At 60.2% G+C, this 18,985-nt stretch carries 15 protein-coding genes; 9 read left to right on the top strand and 6 right to left on the bottom strand.

All coding sequences use genetic code 11. The features are described 5' to 3' along the window. Positions 1-23 precede the first annotated feature (23 nt). Both Q1A51_RS15240 and deoC read right to left on the bottom strand, forming a co-directional pair. Entirely contained in the window at positions 24-2,366 is a 2,343-nt protein-coding gene (locus Q1A51_RS15240; RefSeq protein ID WP_299601123.1) for an aldehyde dehydrogenase family protein, read from the bottom strand. 72 nt (positions 2,367-2,438) lie between these two features. Continuing rightward, the gene (deoC, locus tag Q1A51_RS15235; RefSeq protein WP_299600310.1) at positions 2,439-3,437 is read right to left on the bottom strand and encodes a deoxyribose-phosphate aldolase; all 999 of its coding nucleotides are present in this window, start codon (positions 3,435-3,437) and stop codon (positions 2,439-2,441) included. A gap of 163 nt (positions 3,438-3,600) precedes the next feature. Between deoC and Q1A51_RS15230 the strand changes: the two genes are divergently transcribed. The 7 genes from Q1A51_RS15230 to Q1A51_RS15200 all read left to right on the top strand — a co-directional run bounded on the left by Q1A51_RS15230 (position 3,601) and on the right by Q1A51_RS15200 (position 10,674). Beyond that, on the top strand, positions 3,601-5,094 hold the full coding sequence (locus Q1A51_RS15230; protein WP_299600307.1) for a DUF4173 domain-containing protein: 1,494 nt from the start codon (positions 3,601-3,603) through the stop codon (positions 5,092-5,094). Continuing rightward, entirely contained in the window at positions 5,091-5,777 is a 687-nt protein-coding gene (locus Q1A51_RS15225) for a response regulator transcription factor (protein ID WP_299600305.1), read from the top strand. Before Q1A51_RS15230 ends, Q1A51_RS15225 begins: the two co-directional genes overlap by 4 nt. Continuing rightward, entirely contained in the window at positions 5,762-6,706 is a 945-nt protein-coding gene (locus Q1A51_RS15220; RefSeq protein WP_299600302.1) for a HAMP domain-containing sensor histidine kinase, read from the top strand. Before Q1A51_RS15225 ends, Q1A51_RS15220 begins: the two co-directional genes overlap by 16 nt. 82 nt (positions 6,707-6,788) lie before the next feature. Beyond that, positions 6,789-7,763 carry a zinc ABC transporter substrate-binding protein gene (locus Q1A51_RS15215; protein WP_299600299.1) on the top strand — a complete coding sequence of 325 codons (975 nt, stop codon included), beginning with the start codon at positions 6,789-6,791 and terminating at the stop codon, positions 7,761-7,763. Further along, positions 7,760-8,557 (top strand): metal ABC transporter ATP-binding protein, encoded by a 798-nt coding sequence (locus Q1A51_RS15210; protein WP_299600297.1) that lies wholly within the window; start codon positions 7,760-7,762, stop codon positions 8,555-8,557. Before Q1A51_RS15215 ends, Q1A51_RS15210 begins: the two co-directional genes overlap by 4 nt. Positions 8,558-8,560: 3 nt before the next feature. Beyond that, positions 8,561-9,763, top strand: a complete 1,203-nt coding sequence (locus Q1A51_RS15205) for a metal ABC transporter permease (protein WP_299600295.1) — start codon at positions 8,561-8,563, stop codon at positions 9,761-9,763. Further along, positions 9,760-10,674: a metal ABC transporter permease gene (locus Q1A51_RS15200; RefSeq protein WP_299600292.1), complete on the top strand. Its 915-nt coding sequence runs from the start codon at positions 9,760-9,762 to the stop codon at positions 10,672-10,674. Before Q1A51_RS15205 ends, Q1A51_RS15200 begins: the two co-directional genes overlap by 4 nt. A 662-nt stretch (positions 10,675-11,336) precedes the next feature. Here the strand turns inward: Q1A51_RS15200 and malG are convergent. The 4 genes from malG to Q1A51_RS15180 form a co-directional block, all read right to left on the bottom strand. Further along, a complete protein-coding gene (malG, locus tag Q1A51_RS15195; RefSeq protein ID WP_299202616.1) occupies positions 11,337-12,227 on the bottom strand; it encodes a maltose ABC transporter permease MalG in 891 nt (296 codons plus the stop codon). Between the two features lie 82 nt (positions 12,228-12,309). Then, the gene (malF, locus tag Q1A51_RS15190) at positions 12,310-13,836 is read right to left on the bottom strand and encodes a maltose ABC transporter permease MalF (protein ID WP_299600290.1); all 1,527 of its coding nucleotides are present in this window, start codon (positions 13,834-13,836) and stop codon (positions 12,310-12,312) included. A 35-nt stretch (positions 13,837-13,871) separates the two neighbouring features. Continuing rightward, on the bottom strand, positions 13,872-15,029 hold the full coding sequence (gene malE, locus Q1A51_RS15185) for a maltose/maltodextrin ABC transporter substrate-binding protein MalE (RefSeq protein ID WP_299600288.1): 1,158 nt from the start codon (positions 15,027-15,029) through the stop codon (positions 13,872-13,874). 22 nt (positions 15,030-15,051) lie between these two features. Continuing rightward, positions 15,052-16,671, bottom strand: a complete 1,620-nt coding sequence (locus tag Q1A51_RS15180; protein WP_299600286.1) for an alpha-glucosidase family protein — start codon at positions 16,669-16,671, stop codon at positions 15,052-15,054. A gap of 142 nt (positions 16,672-16,813) precedes the next feature. On the opposite strand from Q1A51_RS15180, the gene Q1A51_RS15175 reads away from it, so the two are divergent. Continuing rightward, positions 16,814-17,854, top strand: coding sequence for a substrate-binding domain-containing protein (locus tag Q1A51_RS15175; RefSeq protein ID WP_299600284.1), 1,041 nt, complete (start codon positions 16,814-16,816; stop codon positions 17,852-17,854). Continuing rightward, complete coding sequence (ugpC, locus tag Q1A51_RS15170) at positions 17,841-18,920, top strand: sn-glycerol-3-phosphate ABC transporter ATP-binding protein UgpC (RefSeq protein WP_299600281.1); 1,080 nt, start codon at positions 17,841-17,843, stop codon at positions 18,918-18,920. The genes Q1A51_RS15175 and ugpC overlap by 14 nt, the downstream gene beginning before the upstream one ends. Positions 18,921-18,985 lie beyond the last annotated feature (65 nt).

Genomic DNA, 18,985 nt, shown 5'->3' with positions numbered 1-18,985 from the left:
CGTACTTCCAGTCAGAAGAAGTCTTATTCGCCGTAGGGCACCCAGATGGTTTTGACCTCTGTGGCGGCCAGCAGGAACGCCTTGCCTTCACCGTCAGATCCCATCCAGTCGCGGGCCTTGCCGTGGTTCACCCACGTGCGTTTCAGGTTGCCAGCGGCTTCCCGTTCGATGGTCGCGGACAGGTCACTGCCCGAGAAGGACCAGACGGCATCGACATTCAGATGTTTCGCCATATGCGGTGCAAGCTCCTCATGCTTGCCGGTCAGGATGTTCACCACTCCCGCAGGGACGTCCGACGTTTCGAGCACCTGATAGAAATCGGTTGCTGCCAGCGGGAAGGGCTGTGACGCGGCCAGCACCACACGGTTGCCCATGGCAATGGCGGGGGCCATTAGAGAGACGAGGCCCAGAAGCGGTGCTTCGTCTGGGCACAGGGTTCCGATGATGCCCGCCGGTTCATTCATCGCGAGGGCGACGCCGCGGATCGGCACACCCTTGGCTGCGCCGTCATATTTGTCTGCCCAGGCCGCGTAGGTGAACAGGCGTCGAATGCTTGCCTCGACCTCCTTGTCGCCCGAGCGGTGGCCTTGCAGGGCGTTCAGGCGGTTTGCGAATTCGTCTCCTCGTGCAGCGAGATTTTCGGCGATGTAGTACAGGATTTGCGCGCGCAGGTGGCCGGTGGTCTTGGCCCATCCTTTGGCGGCTGACGCCGCTTCGACTGCGTTGCGTACGTCCTTGCGGTTGGCAAGGCTGGACTGGCCGAGCAACGCGCCGTTCTTGCCGTAGACATTGCGGGAGTACCCGCCGTCAGGACGGGCCTGTTTGCCCCCGATGTACAGTTTGGCGGTCCGGTCCAGCGGGTCGCTTGGGGTGTCCTCGCCCGTGAAGGCCGTAATCGACTTCAGCGCCTTGGGTGATCCCTTGGGCTTGGTATAGGCTTGTAGCCCCTCCCAGCCGCCTTCACGTCCAAAACCACTTTCGCGCACACCGCCAAAGCCTGCGGCCGCGTCAAAGAGGTTCGTGGCATTCACCCAGACAACTCCAGCCGCCAGTTTTGGCGCCACGTCGAGCGCGAGGTTGACGTTTTCGGTCCAAAGCGTTGCGGCCAGCCCATAGCGGGTGTTGTTGGCCAGCTCGACAGCCTCAGCCGGGGTGCGAAAGGTGGTTGAGACGAGGACGGGGCCGAAGATTTCTTCCTGCATCAGCGGGTCAGCGGTGTTCAGGCCGGTGATCAGGGTCGGTGGGTAGTAGCAGCCAGTTGCGGGTAGGGACGATGACGGCTGATAGACCTGTCCAGCAGTGTTGCTGCTGACCATCTTGCTGATCGTATCCAGTTGAACCGGGTCAACGACCGCGCCCACGTCGATGGATTTGTCGAGTGGATCGCCAATGCGCAGCTTGTCCATCCGGGCCCGCAGCTTGGCATAGAACGCCTCGGCCACGGGTTCGTGCACCAGCAGGCGTGAGCCAGCGCAGCAGACCTGTCCTTGGTTGAACCAGATGGCGTCGACCAACCCTTCGACGGCTGAGTCCAGATCGGCATCGTCAAAGACGATGTAGGGGGATTTGCCCCCCAGTTCGAGCGTCAGTTCCTTGCCCGTGCCAGCCGTCGCTTCGCGGATGCGGCGGCCCACGGCGGTGGAGCCTGTGAAGGCGACCTTGTCCACGTCAGCATTCACGATCATCTCGCCCACCGCGCCGTCGCCGGTGACGATGTTGACCACGCCCTTCGGGACACCGGCCTGGCGGCAAATGTCTGCAAACAGCAGAGCAGTCAGCGATGTGTATTCAGCGGGTTTCAGAACAACCGTGTTCCCCATGGCGAGGGCAGGCGCGATTTTCCATGCCAACATCAACAGAGGGAAGTTCCATGGGATGATCTGGCCGCAGACGCCCAGTGCATCGCGGTCGGGCAGTTCCGCTTCCATCAATTGCGCCATGCCTGCGTGGTAGTAGAAATGGCGCTGGGCCAATGGGATATCGATGTCGCGGCTTTCCCGGATGGGTTTGCCGTTATCCAGTGTTTCGAGGACAGCAAAGAGACGGCTGTGTTTTTGCAAGAGCCGCGCAATGGCATAGAGGATGCGGGCACGCGCATGGCCGCCCGACTTGACCCACTTGGGCTGGGCCGCGCGGGCCGCTTTGACGGCTGCGTCTACATCGGTTTGCGTGGCTTGTGACAGGGTAGCGAGTACCTCGCCCGTGGCAGGGTTCTTGCTTTCAAAGCCGTCCGAAGGATCGGTGAACTGGCCGTTGATGAAATGGCCGAACCGTGCGCCTTGATCAACGATCCAGGCGAGGGCATCTCCGGCTGCTTCCGGTGCGGTGCCGTAATCCATGCTCTCGAAAATCTCTTTGACGGTCATCATGTCGTCCTTCGTCTCGATCCGGTTGCTGTTGTTCTGATAGACAACGATCCGGCATTCTGAAAATTCGGGCTACCCGATCGCGTGGCGGTAACCAGCGGAATAGGAACCGGTCAGGTGGTGTTCCAACTGGCGTTCGATGTCGCCCAGCAGCGAGGATGCGCCAAACCGGAACAGGTCCGGTTGCAGCCAGCGGTCGCCCAACTCTTCCTTGATCAGCGACAGGTAAACGAGGGCGTCCTTGGCCTTGGAAATCCCGCCCGCCGGTTTGTACCCCACACGGTAGCCGGTGTGTTCGTAATAGTCACGAATGGCCCGGATCATCACCAGAGTGACAGGCAACGTGGCGTTCACGCTTTCCTTGCCTGTCGAGGTCTTGATGAAATCGGCCCCAGCCATCATGCAGACCAGCGATGCGCGGGCCACGTTGCGCAGGCTGCCCAATTCTCCGGTGGCGAGGATCGCTTTGACATGGGCGTCACCGCAGGCCTCCCGCATCTCCGCCATTTCGTCATAGAGAGCCTGCCAATTGCCTTCCAGCACGTGGCGGCGCGAGATGACGATGTCGATCTCTTCCGCCCTGGCTGCAACGCTTTCGCGGATTTCCTGAATGCGCAGGTGGAAGGGGGACAGGCCCGCTGGAAAACCTGTGGAGACGGCGGCAACCGGTATTCCCGATCCTTTCAGGGCGGTCACAGCCGCCGTAATCATCTCGTGATAAACGCAAACTGCCCCGGTGGTCAGACCGGGCATCCCAAGGGCCTCCAGCATCTCGGCCCTGACAGGCTGGCGCGCCTTGGCGCAGAGCCGGTGCACACGCCGTTCCGTGTCGTCGCCGGACAGCGTGGTCAGGTCGATACAGCTGACCGCCTTGAGGAGCCACGCGGCCTGATGGTCCTTCTTGATCGACCGGCGTCCGGGCAGCGTCGCGCAGCGCCTTTCGATGGCCGAGGTGTTGGCCTGCACGCGCGCGACCCAATCCAGATCCAGCTTCATGCCGGGATTGCGCGGTTCGGTGACCTGCGGCAGGTGGGTCGTGGCGGTGGTGTCTGTGGTCGTGGTGGTCTGCATCTTCGTGATCCTTCCGGACGGCGACAGAGTCCCGAAGTGGCATGACCGGGCGGTTTTGGCAACCACCACCCCTCTGCACAAGCTCTGCACAAATGGGCGCGGTTGATCTGCACCAACGTCTGTCAGCTTGCCCGCAAAGCAAGTGACGAAGAGAGGCAGGACAGTGAAAGCTTTGACGATACCCGGTGTGCCATTGGCGATGGAGCAGGATGGCTGGTGGCTGGATGCACCAGCAGACAAGACGGAACAACGACGCAAGGTGCGGCGGTTGGATGGGGGCAAGGCGCTGCTGCTGCTTGCTTTGATTGCCTTGGGTGATGTGCTGGTATGGGACACGGTGGCGGGGCTGAACATCGCGATCTTTTTCGGGGCTGTGCTGTTTGCGGGTCTTGGTTTGGCGTGGCCGCGGCTGACCGTGCGCACGCGGGTCGGGATCGCGACGGGCGCGGTCCTCAGCCTGTTGCCGCTGATCGAGCTGGTGCAGCCTTTGTCCCTGCTGATTGCGCTTGTCGGGCTTTCCCTTTGTACCGCTGCCATTGCAGGGGTCTCCCGACTTGATCTGCTGCGGGGCGCGGCGCGGTTGTGGTGGGTTGCCCCGGCGCAGACCTTTCAGGATGGGGCGCAAGGGGCGCGTCAATTGAGCGATCTCAATTTGGCCCGGATGGACCTGCGCAGCCTGGTGATGACCTGGGGTGTCCCCGCGGGGACAAGCTTGATTTTTGCCCTGTTGATCATTGCCGCAAACCCGGTTCTGGATCGTTGGGTGAGTGGCATCACGGCGGTGGAATTGCCGGTGCCCAACTGGTGGCGTGTGTGGTTCTGGCTGTTTCTGGCGGCGACCATCTGGCCCACGCTGGTCACTTGGCGGATGCGGGAACGTCTGCGCGCACGCAAGCCACAGCATGCGACAGTGCGGCGCGAGGGTGTGATCAATGCAGGCTCTGTTGCGCGGTCGCTGATTGCGTTCAACGCGCTGTTTGCGGTGCAAACCGGGATGGATGTGCTGTTTCTTTATGGCGATGCAGGCCTGCCCGATGGGATCAGTCCGGCGGCATACGCTCATCGTGGCGCTTATCCGCTGCTGGTGACCGCGCTACTGGCCGGGCTGTTTGCTGTCATGGCCCGCCCCTTTTTGGCCGGACGTTCTGTGCTGCGGTGGTTGATGCTGATCTGGTTGGCTCAGACCATGGCATTGGTTGTCGCATCTGTCTGGCGCTTGGATGTTTATGTCGATGCCTTTGGTCTGACACGCCTCCGGCTGGCCGCGTATATTTGGATGGTTTTGGTTGCAGCTGGGCTGGGTCTTGTTGTCTGGCAGATCTGGCGGGACAAGCCTGCCGCCTGGATGATGCTGCGCAGCGGTGTGATGGGGGCTGGGGTTCTGTACCTTTGTGCCTTCGTCAGTTTCGATGCCGCAGTCGCACGGCACAACCTGAGCCAACCGGTGCACGAAGATATGTTCATGCTTTGCCAGTTGTCCGAAGATGTGATCCCCGCAATGGCATCGACCTTTGGGCACAACTGGAGCGCGGCCTGTGCGTCAGAATACACCCAACCGCATCTCTTCCAGCCGGACAATTGGCGCGAATGGGGCTTTCGCAACTGGCGGACGCGCAATAGCCTTACGTCCATGTTGACTGATCCCGCCATGCCATGACCAAGACCCATCTGTTGGTGGTCGACGACGACCCGCATATCCGGTCTGTTCTGCGCATTGCCTTGCAGCAGGCCGGTCACGCAGTGGACGAAGCGGGTGACGGGATCGAGGGCCTGACCAAAGCGCGGTCCGGGCGCTATGACCTGATTGTCCTGGATATTGGCTTGCCGGAAATGGATGGGCTGGCTGTCTGCCGCAGCTTGCGGGAAACGGACCAGACGCCGGTCCTGTTCCTGACCGCGCGCGAGGACGAGATTGACCGCGTTTTGGGGTTTGAACTGGGTGGTGACGACTATGTTACCAAACCCTTTTCCCCGCGGGAGCTGGTGGCGCGGATCGGTGCGATCCTGAAGCGCGCGCGGCCTGTTGCGGCACCGACCTGGACGCGCGGCTTGCTGCGCGTTGATCCAGCACGGCATCTTTGTGTGGTCAACAGCACGCCGCTGACCCTCACCGCGCGCGAAATGGAGATTCTGGCCCATCTGATGGCCCATCCCGACCGCGTGTCAGCCCGACCGGCTTTGGTGGATGCCCTATATGGCGCGGGTGGGCAGGTCAGCGACCGCACGCTGGATAGCCATTTGCGCAACCTTCGGTCCAAGCTGGCGGCGGCAGGGTGCTCTGACGCCATTGAAACGGTGCATGGCATCGGCATTCGGATGGGGCCATGCGTAGGATCATAAAGAAATGGCGCCCGCCCCTTGTCTTTGTCCTTGGGGGCACACTGGCGGCCGTTTTGACCTTGCCGATCCTTGGGATCGTCAACCTGCGCCTGTGGGGCAACGTGATGGGGTGGGGCGAAGCGGCATGGCTGATCGCCTGGATCGCCGTTGTTGCGACTGCGGTGCTTGGCTTCTTGCTCTGGCGGCTTGTGCTGCGCCCGGTCTGGTCACTGGATCGATATGCACAGGAGGTGCGCAAGGGTGCGCGGCCAGATGCGCCTACGCATCTAGGCACGCCTGAGTTCATGGGCCTTGCCTCCAGCGTCATGGGCATGGGGGATAGCCTGCAAAGCCGTGCCGACGGTCTGCAGGCCTATGCGGATCATGTAACGCATGAGTTGAAGTCACCTTTAACTGCGATCAGGGGAGCGGCAGAGCTGTTGCAGGCCGGTGCCAGCGGTGCGGATGCCAAGGTATTGAGCAATACGATCACGGATGCTTCGGCCCGTATGCAGAACCTGCTCGATGATCTTGCGCGACATGCGCATGCCGCTACGTCCGCGGGGCCGGGGACCGTACGTTTGTCGGATGCGGTAGAGAGTCTGAAAACGGATGTGGCGCTGAACGTCGAAACCGATGGTATGCTGCCGATCAGTGCGGAAGACCTCAAAACCATCCTGACACAGCTTGCTGGAAATGCTGCAGCTCATGGAGCGAACAAACTGTCGCTGCGTGTGTCTGTGGCCGGGCTGGATGTTTGGGATGATGGTCCCGGGATCAGTCCGGGCAACCGTGATCGCATCTTTGACCCATTCTTTACCACGCGCCGGGAACGGGGTGGCACCGGCATGGGGCTGAATATTGTTCGCAGCCTAGTGCAGGCGCGTGGTGGGCAGATTGCGCTGCAAGAAGAGGGCGAGGGCGCGCGTTTCTTAATCACTTTCGAGTGAGTGTCTTCAACATCTAGGCATGTTATTGCGAGTCATTCGCATTCTTATTGACTTCTTGCGAATGATTCTCATATTCATCCGTATGAGACAGAAAACCCCCTTTCCGCTCTCCCGTCGTGCTTTGTTGGCTGGCCTTGGTGCATTGGCCGCTGCCCCTACTTATGCCGCATCCTCTCCCCTCAACATCGTTGCCACCACGGGCATGATCGCGGACATGGCGCGGTCCGTCGGTAGTGATCAGGTCACGGTCAAAGGGCTGATGGGCGCTGGCGTTGATCCGCACGCCTATCGTCAGACGCGCAGCGACATTGCTGCCATGACCCGTGCAGATGCGGTGCTTTGGCACGGTCTGTATCTTGAAGCGCAAATGGAGGATTTCTTCTTCGATTTGAGCCGCAAGAAAGAGGTGCACGCGATTGCTGAAACGTTGGACCCTTCTTTGCTGTTCGCGCATGAGGACTACGAGGGTCGCTTTGATCCGCACGTTTGGATGGACCCGGATCTGTGGGTGCAGTGTGTGCCTGCCGTCGTCGATGCACTGTCTGACCTGCGCCCCGATGCGCGTAGCATGTTCGAGGCAAACGCTGCCGCTTTCGTTTCCGAGGCGGAAGCGATGTCAGTCTATGCGCGCGACCTGTTGGCGAGTGTTCCCGCAGAGCGACGCGTGCTGCTGACGGCCCATGATGCGTTTGGATATTTCGGAACAGCCTATGATTTCGAAGTGATGGGCATTCAAGGCATCTCAACCGAAAGCGAAGCTGGTCTTAACCGTATCGGAGAGCTGGTTGATCTGCTCGTTGAACGCCAGTTGCCCGCCGTGTTCGTGGAAACATCCGTGTCTGATCGCAACGTCCGAGCGCTGATCGAAGGGGCCGCGGCGCAGGGCCATGATGTGATCATTGGCGGATCGCTGTTCAGTGACGCCATGGGTCCCGATGGCACCTATGAAGGCACTTGGCTGGGCATGATTGATCACAACGTGACAACCATTGCCCGTGCTTTGGGCATAGACGCGCCCGCCGGTGGACGGCTGGGCAAATTGAAGGCTGCTGCATGAACATTTCCCTTGTGACATCGCAGGATACCGACCTGGCCACGCGCGCAGCGAGCCCGCTGGCGGTGCGCGGCATGACGGTGTCCTATGGTCAGACACCCGCCATCTTCTCGGTCGACATGACGGTGCGTGCGGGTGCGATGACGGCCATCGTTGGGCCGAACGGCGCAGGTAAGTCGACCCTGCTCAAGGCGGCTTTGGGTGTGATCGCGCCCCTTGCTGGATCGGTGACGGTCTTTGGCGAACCAATGGCGGACATGCGCGATCGGATTGCCTATGTCCCGCAACGGGCAAGTGTGGACTGGGATTTTCCGGTGCGTGTCATCGATGTCGTGATGATGGGGATGTACCGCAAGCTTGGCCTGCTGGGCCGCATTCGGGGCCAGCATAAGGCACTGGCGCAGGAGTGTCTGGGTCGCGTTGGCATGGCAGACTTTGCGCACCGCCAGATTGGACAGCTCTCTGGCGGTCAACAGCAGCGTGTCTTCTTGGCGCGGGCGCTGGCGCAAGAGGCGGATATCTACGTTCTGGATGAACCCTTTGCCGGTGTGGATGCCGCCACGGAAAAGGCTATTATCGCGGTTCTGCAAGGGCTTAGAGATGCCGGCAAGACCGTTCTGGCCGTGCATCACGACCTGGCCACCGTGCCGGATTACTTCGACGATGTGCTTTTGCTGAACACCCAAGTGGTGGCTGCCGGGCCGGTGGCCGAGGCGTTCACCGAAGACAACTTGCAGGCCGCTTATGGTGGCCGTTTAACCACGGCACGCGCGGATCCTGAAAGCGTGGCGGGCTAAGTCATGTTGGCCGACGCGCTGCTTTTGCAGCTGGGCTACAACGCCACGCTTGTCACCATTGGGGCGGCCCTCTTGGGTATCGCGTCTGGCGTGGCTGGCACTTTTCTGTTTCTGCGCAAACGCGCGTTGGTCAGCGACGCGATTTCCCATGCCACTTTGCCCGGGGTCGGGCTGGCCTTTGTCGTCATGGTGGCGATGGGTGGTGAAGGGCGGTCGCTGTTTGGTTTGCTGCTAGGGGCCGGGTTGTCGGCAGCGTTCGGGTTACTGTGCGTGCAATGGTTGACGGACCGGACCCGATTGGGCGAGGACGCGGCTATTGGTGCTGTTTTGTCAGTGTTTTTCGGCTTTGGTATCGTCATTCTGACTGTCATCCAAACCATGAATGCAGGGCGGCAAGCAGGGCTTGAAGGGTTCCTGCTGGGCTCAACCGCTGGCATGTTGCGCAGCGACGCAATCCTGTTGGCCGTGTCTGCAGCATTGGTGCTGGCGCTGGTTGTTATCTTGCGCAGGCCGTTGGGCTTGGCGGCCTTCGATCCCGGCTATGCGGAGGCGACAGGATGGTCGTTGCCGCGCATCGATCTGGCGATGATGGGCATTGTTCTGGTGGTGACGGTCGTAGGCCTCAAGGTTGTGGGTCTGATCCTGATTGTGGCGCTGTTGATCGTGCCGCCGGTGACGGCCCGATCCTGGACGGAACGTTCGGACCATGTGGTGATCATTGCAGGTGTCGTGGGGGGCGTGTCGGGCTATGTCGGCGCGGCCAGTTCGGCGACGGCGCCTGCCCTACCCACCGGGCCGATTGTCGTGTTGGTAGGGTTTGCCATCTTCTTGTTTTCTTTGCTATTCTCTCCTCGTCGTGGGGTGTTGGCCTCGCTTCTGACCCATCTGCGCTATCAACGCCGGGTACATGTGCGGCAGGGGCTTTTGGCATTGGCGCAGGGGCAGCCGATCTATGAGGTTCTGACGCGCCGACTGCTGGAGCGTGCAGGCTTGGTCCTGCCCGACGGTGTGCCGACACCGGCGGGACAGGCGGCGGCTTCGAAAGCGCTGCTGGATGAGACGCGGTGGGCCATTGTTCGAGGGGACCAAGCCTATGCCTTGGCGGCCACGCGATATGATGGTTTGACGCCGATTGAGGATGTTTTGACTCCTGACCAACTCACTGAAGTTGATGGGAAAATCGACGCACCGCAGGTGGTAGCGTGATGGGGGCGGAGTTTGTTGCCCTGTCCCTGCCGCCGATCCTGATCGGAGTGTTGGTGGCCGTGGCTTGTGCATTGCCGGGGAACTTTCTGCTGTTGCGACGGCAAGCGTTGATTGGTGATGCGATCAGCCATGTGGTGCTGCCGGGGATCGTGGTGGCGTTTTTGGTCACAGGGCTGATTGCCACGGGCCCGATGCTGCTGGGGGCGGCTGCGGCTGCGGTCATTGCTGTGATTGCAATCGAAGCCGTGCGTCGTCTGGGTCGGATCGAGGCGGGGGCGGCGATGGGGGTCATCTTCACGGCCATGTTTGCGGGGGGGGTGCTGCTCTTGGAGCAGTCGGATACCTCCTCAGTCCACTTGGATGTCGAGCATGCCTTGTACGGAAATCTGGAGAGCCTGATCTGGTTGGATGCGACGGGATGGGCCTCGCTTTTGGACCCTGCAGCACTTGCGGGGCTGCCGGTGGAGTTGCCCCGCATGGCGCTGGCGTTAGTGGTTATTGCTCTGTTTTTATGGCTTTTCTGGCGCCCTCTGGCCTTGTCTACCTTTGATGAAGGGTTTGCCCGAGGCCTTGGCATTCGCACGGCACCGCTGGGCTTGGCGCTGGTGATCATGTCGGCTATCGCCGCCGTTGCAGCCTTTGATGCGGTGGGGTCGATCATCGTGATTGCCATGTTCATCTGCCCACCCGCCGCGGCGCGCATGATGACCAACCGGTTGGGCCATCAGGTGGCGTGGTCGGTGGTGTTTGCGGCGCTGGCTGCCGTGCTGGGATATGTGCTGGCGGGGTATGGGCCGCTGTGGATCGGGGCCGATGCATCAGTCAGCGCGGCCGGGATGATTGCGACCCTCTCGGGCATCATTCTGGGGGTTGCGGCCGTCGCCGGGCCGCACCGTACGCGCAACGGTTAACGGCGGAAACGGACGCTACGTCGACCAAACACGCGTTAACGCCTTATTCTGTTGGAAAAAGCCGCTGCCACCCCCCGTGCAGCATCCGTACACCCCCTGTGCACCCATTCGGAGACGTATGTAGTGATTTGCCGTGGTTAACGGCGCGTGCGGTGTCAAAAGTTAACAATGAATGAACATGTCATCTGGCGGATAGCAATGACCCGCAACGAGGTGGCTCATCCGTCAATTCGATGCTTTGTCAGCGAAAGTGGAGAAGGTGCAGTTTACAGCCCGAAGTGTCGGATGCTGCAGCCTGTGCTAACATCAGCGAAGCGCAGACAGCCAACATTGGCGTCGGCAGAGACGGCCCATACCTGCGCTTTCAGCGCTTGGTACCGATGCTGCGTGTGCAGCCCGCATTTCCGACATTCGCTGCAAGAACACAATCATGGCCTGTTCAAGCTCACAGTTTGCGCACATTGCGAGAACTGCGAAAACCACTTTCGGCGGGGTGCCGACGTTCGCTGCCCCGGAAAAAATGGTCAGACTGATTGCGGCATAGCTGAAGACTGCCAAGGCGCTGCCAAAGGTTCGGGGCTTTCGTGTCCACGCATGATGCGGATCGCATTGCGGCGGATAGAGAATGGCTCGTTGAAGAAACTCTCCGTCGCAACAGGTGCCTAGCCTTTGACGGCACCTTCGCTGAGACCCGATACGAGATAGCGTTGAGCAATGAGAAAAACAACGGTGATCGGTAAGCCCGAGAGGATGGCGGCAGCAGCAAAATCCCCCCACAAGTACCTGAATTCATTCAGGTAGAGGCGGCTGCCGACAGCCAGCGTCATCTGGTCCTCGGACCGGATGAGGACGGAAGCGATCGGATAGTCATTGACGAAACCGATGAAGGCGAGGACAAAAACGACAGACATTATCGGAACGGCGAGTGGCAGGAAGATGAAGCGAAATGTCTGCCAAGGCGTCGCGCCATCTATGGCGGCGGCCTTGTCGAGTGCGGTGTCGATGCTGTCAAAGTAGCCCTTGATCGTCCAGATATGGAGCGTCACTCCGGCCATATAGATCAGGATCAGCGCGAGGTGGCTGTCGAGGCCGAGGATGGGTGAGACCTCACCCAAAGTGTCGAAAATGGCATAGATCGCAACCAGTGCCAGCGTCGTTGGGAACATCTGGATCAGGAACAGACCATCCAGCATCGCTCCCTTGCCGCGAATGCGTATCCGACTGAATGCATATGCAGAGATTGTGGCCACAGCCAGAACACCGGTGCTGGCGATCAAGCCGATCTTGATCGAATTCCACATCCAACGCAGAACCGGATAGGGCGGTTCAACCACTGTGCCGTCGGCTCGGGTATAGTCGAACCCGAACGCCAAGACCCAATGTTCCAATGTGGGGTTTTCCGGGATGATACTGCCTACGGCGAAATTGCCTTCACGGAAAGAAATCGACAGGACAACGATGAAGGGAAAGAGGATCAGCCCGAGGAAGACCAGCAGGAAGCCGTGGGCAAGGACCTTCTTGATCAGAAGGTCGCGAGGGCGTTCGACGATCATGAGACGCGCCCCGGCATGCCGAGATTACCGGATACGAAACCGGTGTATCCAGACGACATCCTAGATACTTTGCCGCGATACATCACGCCCTCCCCGACCGTTTTTCAGCGGCGCGGCGCATCGCCACGAAATTGGCATAGGAAATCGCAGCCACGACGAGGAAGATCAGCAGCGTAATCGCCCCGGCCAACCCGAACTGCTGACCGGCATTGTCGAAGGCAAGGCGGTAGGTGAAGCTTGCCAGAATGTCTGTCTCGCCGGCTGGGATTACGGTGCCGGGAATGTCGGGCAAGCCGCGGGTCAGCAGGAAGATCAGGACGAGATTGTTGAAGTTGAACGCGAAGCTGGCGATCAGAAGCGGCAGGAACGGCGGGATGATCTGCGGCAGCGTAATGGAAAAGAAGATGCGGACAGAGGATGCCCCTTCGAGTGCTGCGGATTTCTTGTGATCTTCGGGCACGTTTTGAAGAAACCCCATCGCCAGCAGCATCATGTAGGGGTAGCCAAGCCAGGTGTTCACCACCAAAACCATAGTCCGCGCCAATGTGCCGTCGGTGAACCAATTCGGGCGGATGCCGAAGATCGCCTCAAGGATCAAATTGATCTCGCCAAAGTTCTGGTTGAACAGCCCACGAAATACGAGGATCGAGATGAAGGCGGGCACCGCATAGGGCAGGATCAGCAAAATCCGATAGACCGCCTTGAAACGCAGATGCGGCCATTGGAGGATGACGGCAAGCGTCAGGCCTAGAGTGAACGTCAATAGGACCGAGGCGAAGGCGAAGAAGAACGTCCAGACGAAGACGCGAAGCATCGGGCCACGAATGCCTTCGGACCGAAAAATGCGTTCGAAGTTGTCCCAGCCAATCGGCACCCGCCAACCGGGCGGCACCCGCTCACCCGCAGTGTCGGTGAAAAAGCCTGTGGAATGGTCAGCGCGCAAGACCATGCCATCGAAGCGTGTCAACTCATCCCGGTCGGTGCGGGTGTAGTCAGCCGTGACGGTGCCGAATGTCCGCAGGCCCGAGTTTTGGAGCTTCGTGCCATCGGGCAGCGTCAGGGTCAGGGTTTGGAGGCCCGAGCGCAGGCGTACAGCCGCGCGCCTTTCAAGCAGGGTGTCGGGTGCCTGGGCCGCGGAAAGCGTGGCGGTTTCCTCGCCGGTGAGGGTGACAGGTTCGGACAAAAGGGCGCTTTCGGGCAACCAGATGCGGTAGCCGCGATCATCCTGTGCCACGGCGAAAGGCTGCTCGGTCGCCGGATCGACCGACGCGCGTGAGGTCAGGACCTCGACCGTGCGGTCGTAAGTCAGCAGGTTGGAGCTGCTGTAATTCGTGAACCCGATGTAAATTGTGTAAATCACCGGAAAGGCGATGAAGATCAGGACCGCTGCGATGCCGGGAAAGATGAACCGCGCGCCGTAGAAGCGGCTGGCCCCGAAGACGACGGCGAAGCCTGTCGCCAGAGCAAGAACGATCGCCCCGAAGAGCGGTTGCGCGATCTGGTAGAGATAGAAGGCCACCGCGCACAACACAGCAAAAACCGCAGCGACAAGCATGACGCGAGGCAAGGCCGAGGCTGGCTGTGCGTGAATATCGGTGCGGGTGGTCATGGCGATTGGGGAGGCACAAGGCCACCCCGTGGACCTTATTCTTCCATGATCCGCGTGGCGGCGTCGTTCAGCGCATCGACCGGCGCGGATGTGCCCGATGTGATGTTCGTCAGCGCGGGCCCCATGGCCGCCCAGAAGGCCCCCATTTCGGGGTTCGAGGGCATCGGAACACCGTTGGCCGCAACCTCAAGCATTCCGGAGACGAGCGGATCGCCTTGCGCTTCGGCGGCAGAGATGTCGGCCACTGCGCCCAGGGCTCCGTTGGCGTTCCAAGTGGCCAGCCCCTCATCGGTCAGCAGGTAGTTTTCGATCAGTTCCACCGCGAGATCGGCGTTGGGTGTAGCCGCGTTGATGCCAAGCGATAGGACGCCCAGAAAGGGTGGCGCGGTGTTACCGTTTACAGACGGGATTGGAGCCACAGCAACATTGATACCAGCATCGGCATAGCCGTCCCAACTCCACGGTCCATTGAGGACCATGGCGACATCGCCGCTGGCCATTGCACTATCCATCACACCATAGTCGACGCCCTCGGGCATGATGTCGTTCTCGAACAGCGCCGCCAGAACCTCGGCACCTGCGATTGCGCCGTCAGTGGCGACACCGGTTTGGCTGCCATCATAGCTTCCATCGACCTTCTGGAAGGCATAGCCGCCACCTGCCATCAGCATCGGCATCGTGAAATAGGTGTTGTTGTAGTCCCAGAGGATGTTGGCTTCGCCGGTTGCAATGATCTCTTCAAACGAGGCAGGAGGGGTATCGATCACATCGGCATTGTAGACCAGCGTGACGGCCTCAACCGCGACGGGATAACCCCACGTCTTCCCGTCAAACTGCACCGCGTCCATCGCGGAAGGAAGGACACCTTCGACCCATCCGGCTGCGGGGGAAACCGGCTGGATCAGGCCGCCGCTGGCCCATTCGCCAAAGCGGTCGTGGGCCCACATCAAGATGTCAGGGCCATCTCCGGTGGCGGCTGCCTGCTGATAGTTCTGTGGCAGGTCGGGATCGACAACCTCGACGATTACCTCGATCCCGAGGTCTTCGGTGAAGGCGGAGGTGGCGGCCATAAGCTGATCGCGGTCCCGGTTGCTGCCGGTCCAGATCGTAAGGCTGTCGTCGTCGAAGGCGGCGGCAGGGATCGCGGTGGTAAGCAGACACGCTGCGGTGGTCAGGATGGTGGTCGTTCTCATGGTATCCTCCCAGAGATGCGTTTCAGGCGGACAAGGACAGGTGCCCGTCATGGCTGAGGTAGGCGAACCCGTTGCCGGGCAGCGTGAGGGTTTGGTTTTCAAGCGCCGCATTGTACGGACCCGTCAGGTTGGCGGCTTCCGAGAGGGTCAGCGTCAGCGGCTCTTTCGACAAGTTAAAGGCGCAAGTGAGCGTCTGTTCGGCGGTCTCACGCCGGAAAGCGAGAACCGCCTTTGGGGCCGTCAGGAACGCGGTGCGGCCCGATTGCAGCGCAGGGTTGGCTTTGCGGAAGGCGATGGCGTTGCGATAGAAATGCAGGACCGAGTCGTTGGCCACCTCCTGAAGATCGACGGCACGGGCCGCTTGCGGAGCTTTAACGGGCAGCCAGGGATTGCCAGAGGTGAAGCCCGCGTTCGGCGCCTCGGCCTCCCAAACCATGGGCGTCCTGCAGCCGTCGCGGCCCTTGATGCCGGGCCAGAATCGCAACGCAGGCGGATCGGTCAGCTCTTCGTAAACCAATTCGGTCTCGGTCTGGCCCAATTCCTCGCCTTGGTAGATGCCAATCGCGCCCTCAAAGGACATCAGCATCGCGCAGGCCAGCCGCGCAATATCATCTTCGGAGGTTGCGTGTTGCGACCAGCGGCTGACATGGCGTTCTACATCGTGGTTCGAAAAGGACCATTTGGGGTGCCCACCCGGTGCCCCCTGCTGGAAACCTTCGATGCAGGTGCGGAAGTGATCGGCACTGAATTCCGGGCTGAGCATGGCGAAACTGTAGGCCATGTGCAGGCGCGCGCTGCCTTCGGTGTACTCACCCATGATGCGGATGGAGCGGGTGCCAATGTCGCCCACTTCCCCGACCATCATGATATCAGCGTATTCATCGGTCAGTGCACGCAACCGTTCCAGAAAGGCCAGATTTTCGGGTCTGTTCTTATTGTAGATGTTGTCCTGCATCCCGAAGAGGTCAGTCGCCATCACCTGCGGCGCGACCTGCGCCGGCGGGTTCGATCGTAGCTGCTGGTCGTGAACGTAGTAGTTCACGGTATCGAGACGGAAGCCATCAAGCCCACGCTCGAGCCAGAAGCGGCATGTATCCAGGATCGCGTCCTGTACGTCTGGATTATGAAAATTCAGATCGGGCTGCGCGGCGAGGAAGTTGTGCAGGTAGTACTGTCCGCGCTGCGGATCGAATTCCCATGCCGCCCCGCCAAAATGGCTGTGCCAGTTCGTCGGAGGTGATCCGTCGGGCTGCGGGTCGGCCCAGACATACCAGTCAGCCTTTGGGTTGTCGCGGCTGACGCGCGCTTCGCGAAACCATGGGTGCTGGTCAGAGGTGTGGGACAGGACTTGATCAGTGATGACTTTCAGGCCCAGGCTATGCGCCTCGGCGATGAGCGCGTCGAAATCCGCCAACGTGCCGAAGAGCGGATCAACATCGCAATAGTCAGACACATCGTAGCCCATGTCCTTTTGCGGCGACGTGAAGACAGGGCTTAACCAGATGCAGTCGACACCAAGAGAGGCGATGTGCGGCAGGCGACGAGTGATGCCCTTCAGGTCCCCAACGCCGTCGCCGTCTGAGTCGTGAAAGGACCGCGGGTAAACTTGATAGATCACGGCGTTGCGCCACCAGTCTGACATGAAAACCTCCGGACGATTCTGCGGAGAATGTATCAAGAAATCCAACACTATTCAAAACGTTTTAAATTTGCCTTCTTTGATGTATGCTGGCACTGTTTTTGCACAACGCGCGCAGTTTTTTAAAACGCTTTGAGGCCAACCCTTGGCAACGCTGAAGAAAATCGGGGAAGAGCTTGGGCTGTCGGTGGCAACCGTCAGTCGTGCTTTGAATGGGTTTCCCGAGGTCAAAGAAACAACCCGCAATAGGGTGCGGGAGGCTGCAGATCGGCTCGGCTACCGCCCGAACCGAGTGGCGCAACGGCTTGTGACCGGGCGTTCCGGAATGGTCGGCATGATCGTAAAGATCAAGCCGGACATGAGTGCCGACCAGACTTTCTTTGAGATGTTAACAGGGCTAACGGCCGCGCTGTCTGAGCGGGAAACCGATCTGGTACTGGCCGTCGATCAGGCAGAGGATCCAGTGCTGCCCTATCAGCGGATGCTGGAACGCGATGTCCTCGATGGCTTCATTTTAAATGCGCCGGTCCCTGACGACCCCAGGGTCTCTTTTCTGCAAGAGCGTGGCATCCCATTTGTGCTACACGGTCAGGATCGGGCGTGCCCGAACTACCCGACTTTCGGGATAGATAATTTTTCGGTCTCGACTGATTCCGTTCGGCTTCTGGCGCAGTTGGGCCATCGGCGAATTGCACTGATCAACGGCGAAGTGTCGGCCGCGTTTGCGCATGATCGCCTCGCCGCGTTCGAGGCCGCGATGGAAGATTTCGGATTGAACAAAGACCTGATAAGGACAGGCGCGAGCCTGGAAAGCCACGGCTATTCTCAGGCGCTTGATCTTCTGTCAGCGGCCACCCCGCCGACCGCCATTATCTGTGCATCGACCGTTATTGCGGCGGGCGCCATGCGTGCCATTCGCGATCGCGGGCTGAGTGTGCCCGGCGATGTATCGGTCATGGCCCACGATGACGCGCTGCCGCAAACCCGCGCAATCAATTTCGAACCGGCGCTGACGGTCACGCGCGCGCCGATGCGTGATGCCTGCGCACCGCTGGCGCATATGTTGGTCGATCACTTGAACGGCACCCCGGCACATGAGCTTCAGGTGACGCTGAAGGCCGATCTGATCATTCGCGGCTCTACCGGGCCCGCCCCAAAACCGGAGATATCCGATGGCCCTCGATGACACTGATACCCCCCTTGCCCTATCGGTGCGTGGTTTGCGCAAAACCTACGGCGCAGTCGAGGTTTTGCACGATCTTGATATCGATATGGCCGAGGGTGAATTCCTTGTGCTTGTCGGTCCCTCGGGGTGCGGCAAGTCTACGCTGCTGAATTGCATCGCGGGGCTGGAAGAGATCAGTTCGGGCCAACTCTTCATCGGTGGGCGCGACGTGACGCAAGAACCACCCAAGGACCGCGACATCGCGATGGTGTTCCAATCCTACGCTCTTTATCCGACCATGAGCGTGGGTGAGAATATCGGTTTCGGGATGAAGATCCGCGGTATGCCGAAGGCCAAGATGCAGCAGAAAATCATTTCTGTGGCCGAGTTGCTGCAAATTGACCATCTACTGGAGCGGAAACCGAGCCAGCTGTCCGGCGGGCAACGCCAGCGCGTTGCGATGGGGCGCGCGTTGGTACGGGACCCAAGGCTGTTCCTGTTCGATGAGCCGCTTTCGAACCTGGACGCGAAGCTACGTGTCGAGATGCGCGCGGAGATCAAAAGGTTGTACATGCAGACAGGCGCAAGCATCGTCTACGTCACCCATGATCAGGTCGAAGCCATGACACTCGCAAGCCGGATCGTCGTTCTGAAGGGTGGCCATGTGCAGCAGATCGGGACACCGACCGAGATCTATGACATGCCCGCCAATACCTTTGTGGCAGACTTTATGGGGTCGCCGCCGATGAACTTGATCCCGGCAACCTTTGCAGATGGGCACTTGCAGATAGGCGATAGCCGGATCGCAACCTCACTCTCCAACGTGCCACAGGACGTGCTTGTCGGTGTCCGACCGGAGCATTTCAGCGTTGCCGAAGAAAGTGCGCTCGTTGAGGCCAACCCAAGCATGATGGAAGACACCGGGTCAGACACGTTTCTGACATTCGAATGGGCCGGTGTCGACGTTTTGGCACGTATGCCAGCACGATTTGCGCCGGGCTCGAACCGGGTTCCGCTTTCGTTCGACCGCGGCTGCGCAACCGTTTTTGACGCGGACACACAAGTTCGATTGGCCACCGGTCTCTGACTCTGAAACGATGTAGCGACATTCTTGCGCTTTTCGGGGCCATCGGATGTGTTTCGTTCCCGGCT

It is taken from the genome of uncultured Tateyamaria sp. (assembly GCF_947496075.1).
In the GTDB taxonomy this organism is placed as follows: Bacteria; Pseudomonadota; Alphaproteobacteria; order Rhodobacterales; family Rhodobacteraceae; genus Tateyamaria.
This window is presented reverse-complemented; position numbering and strand designations above follow the sequence as displayed.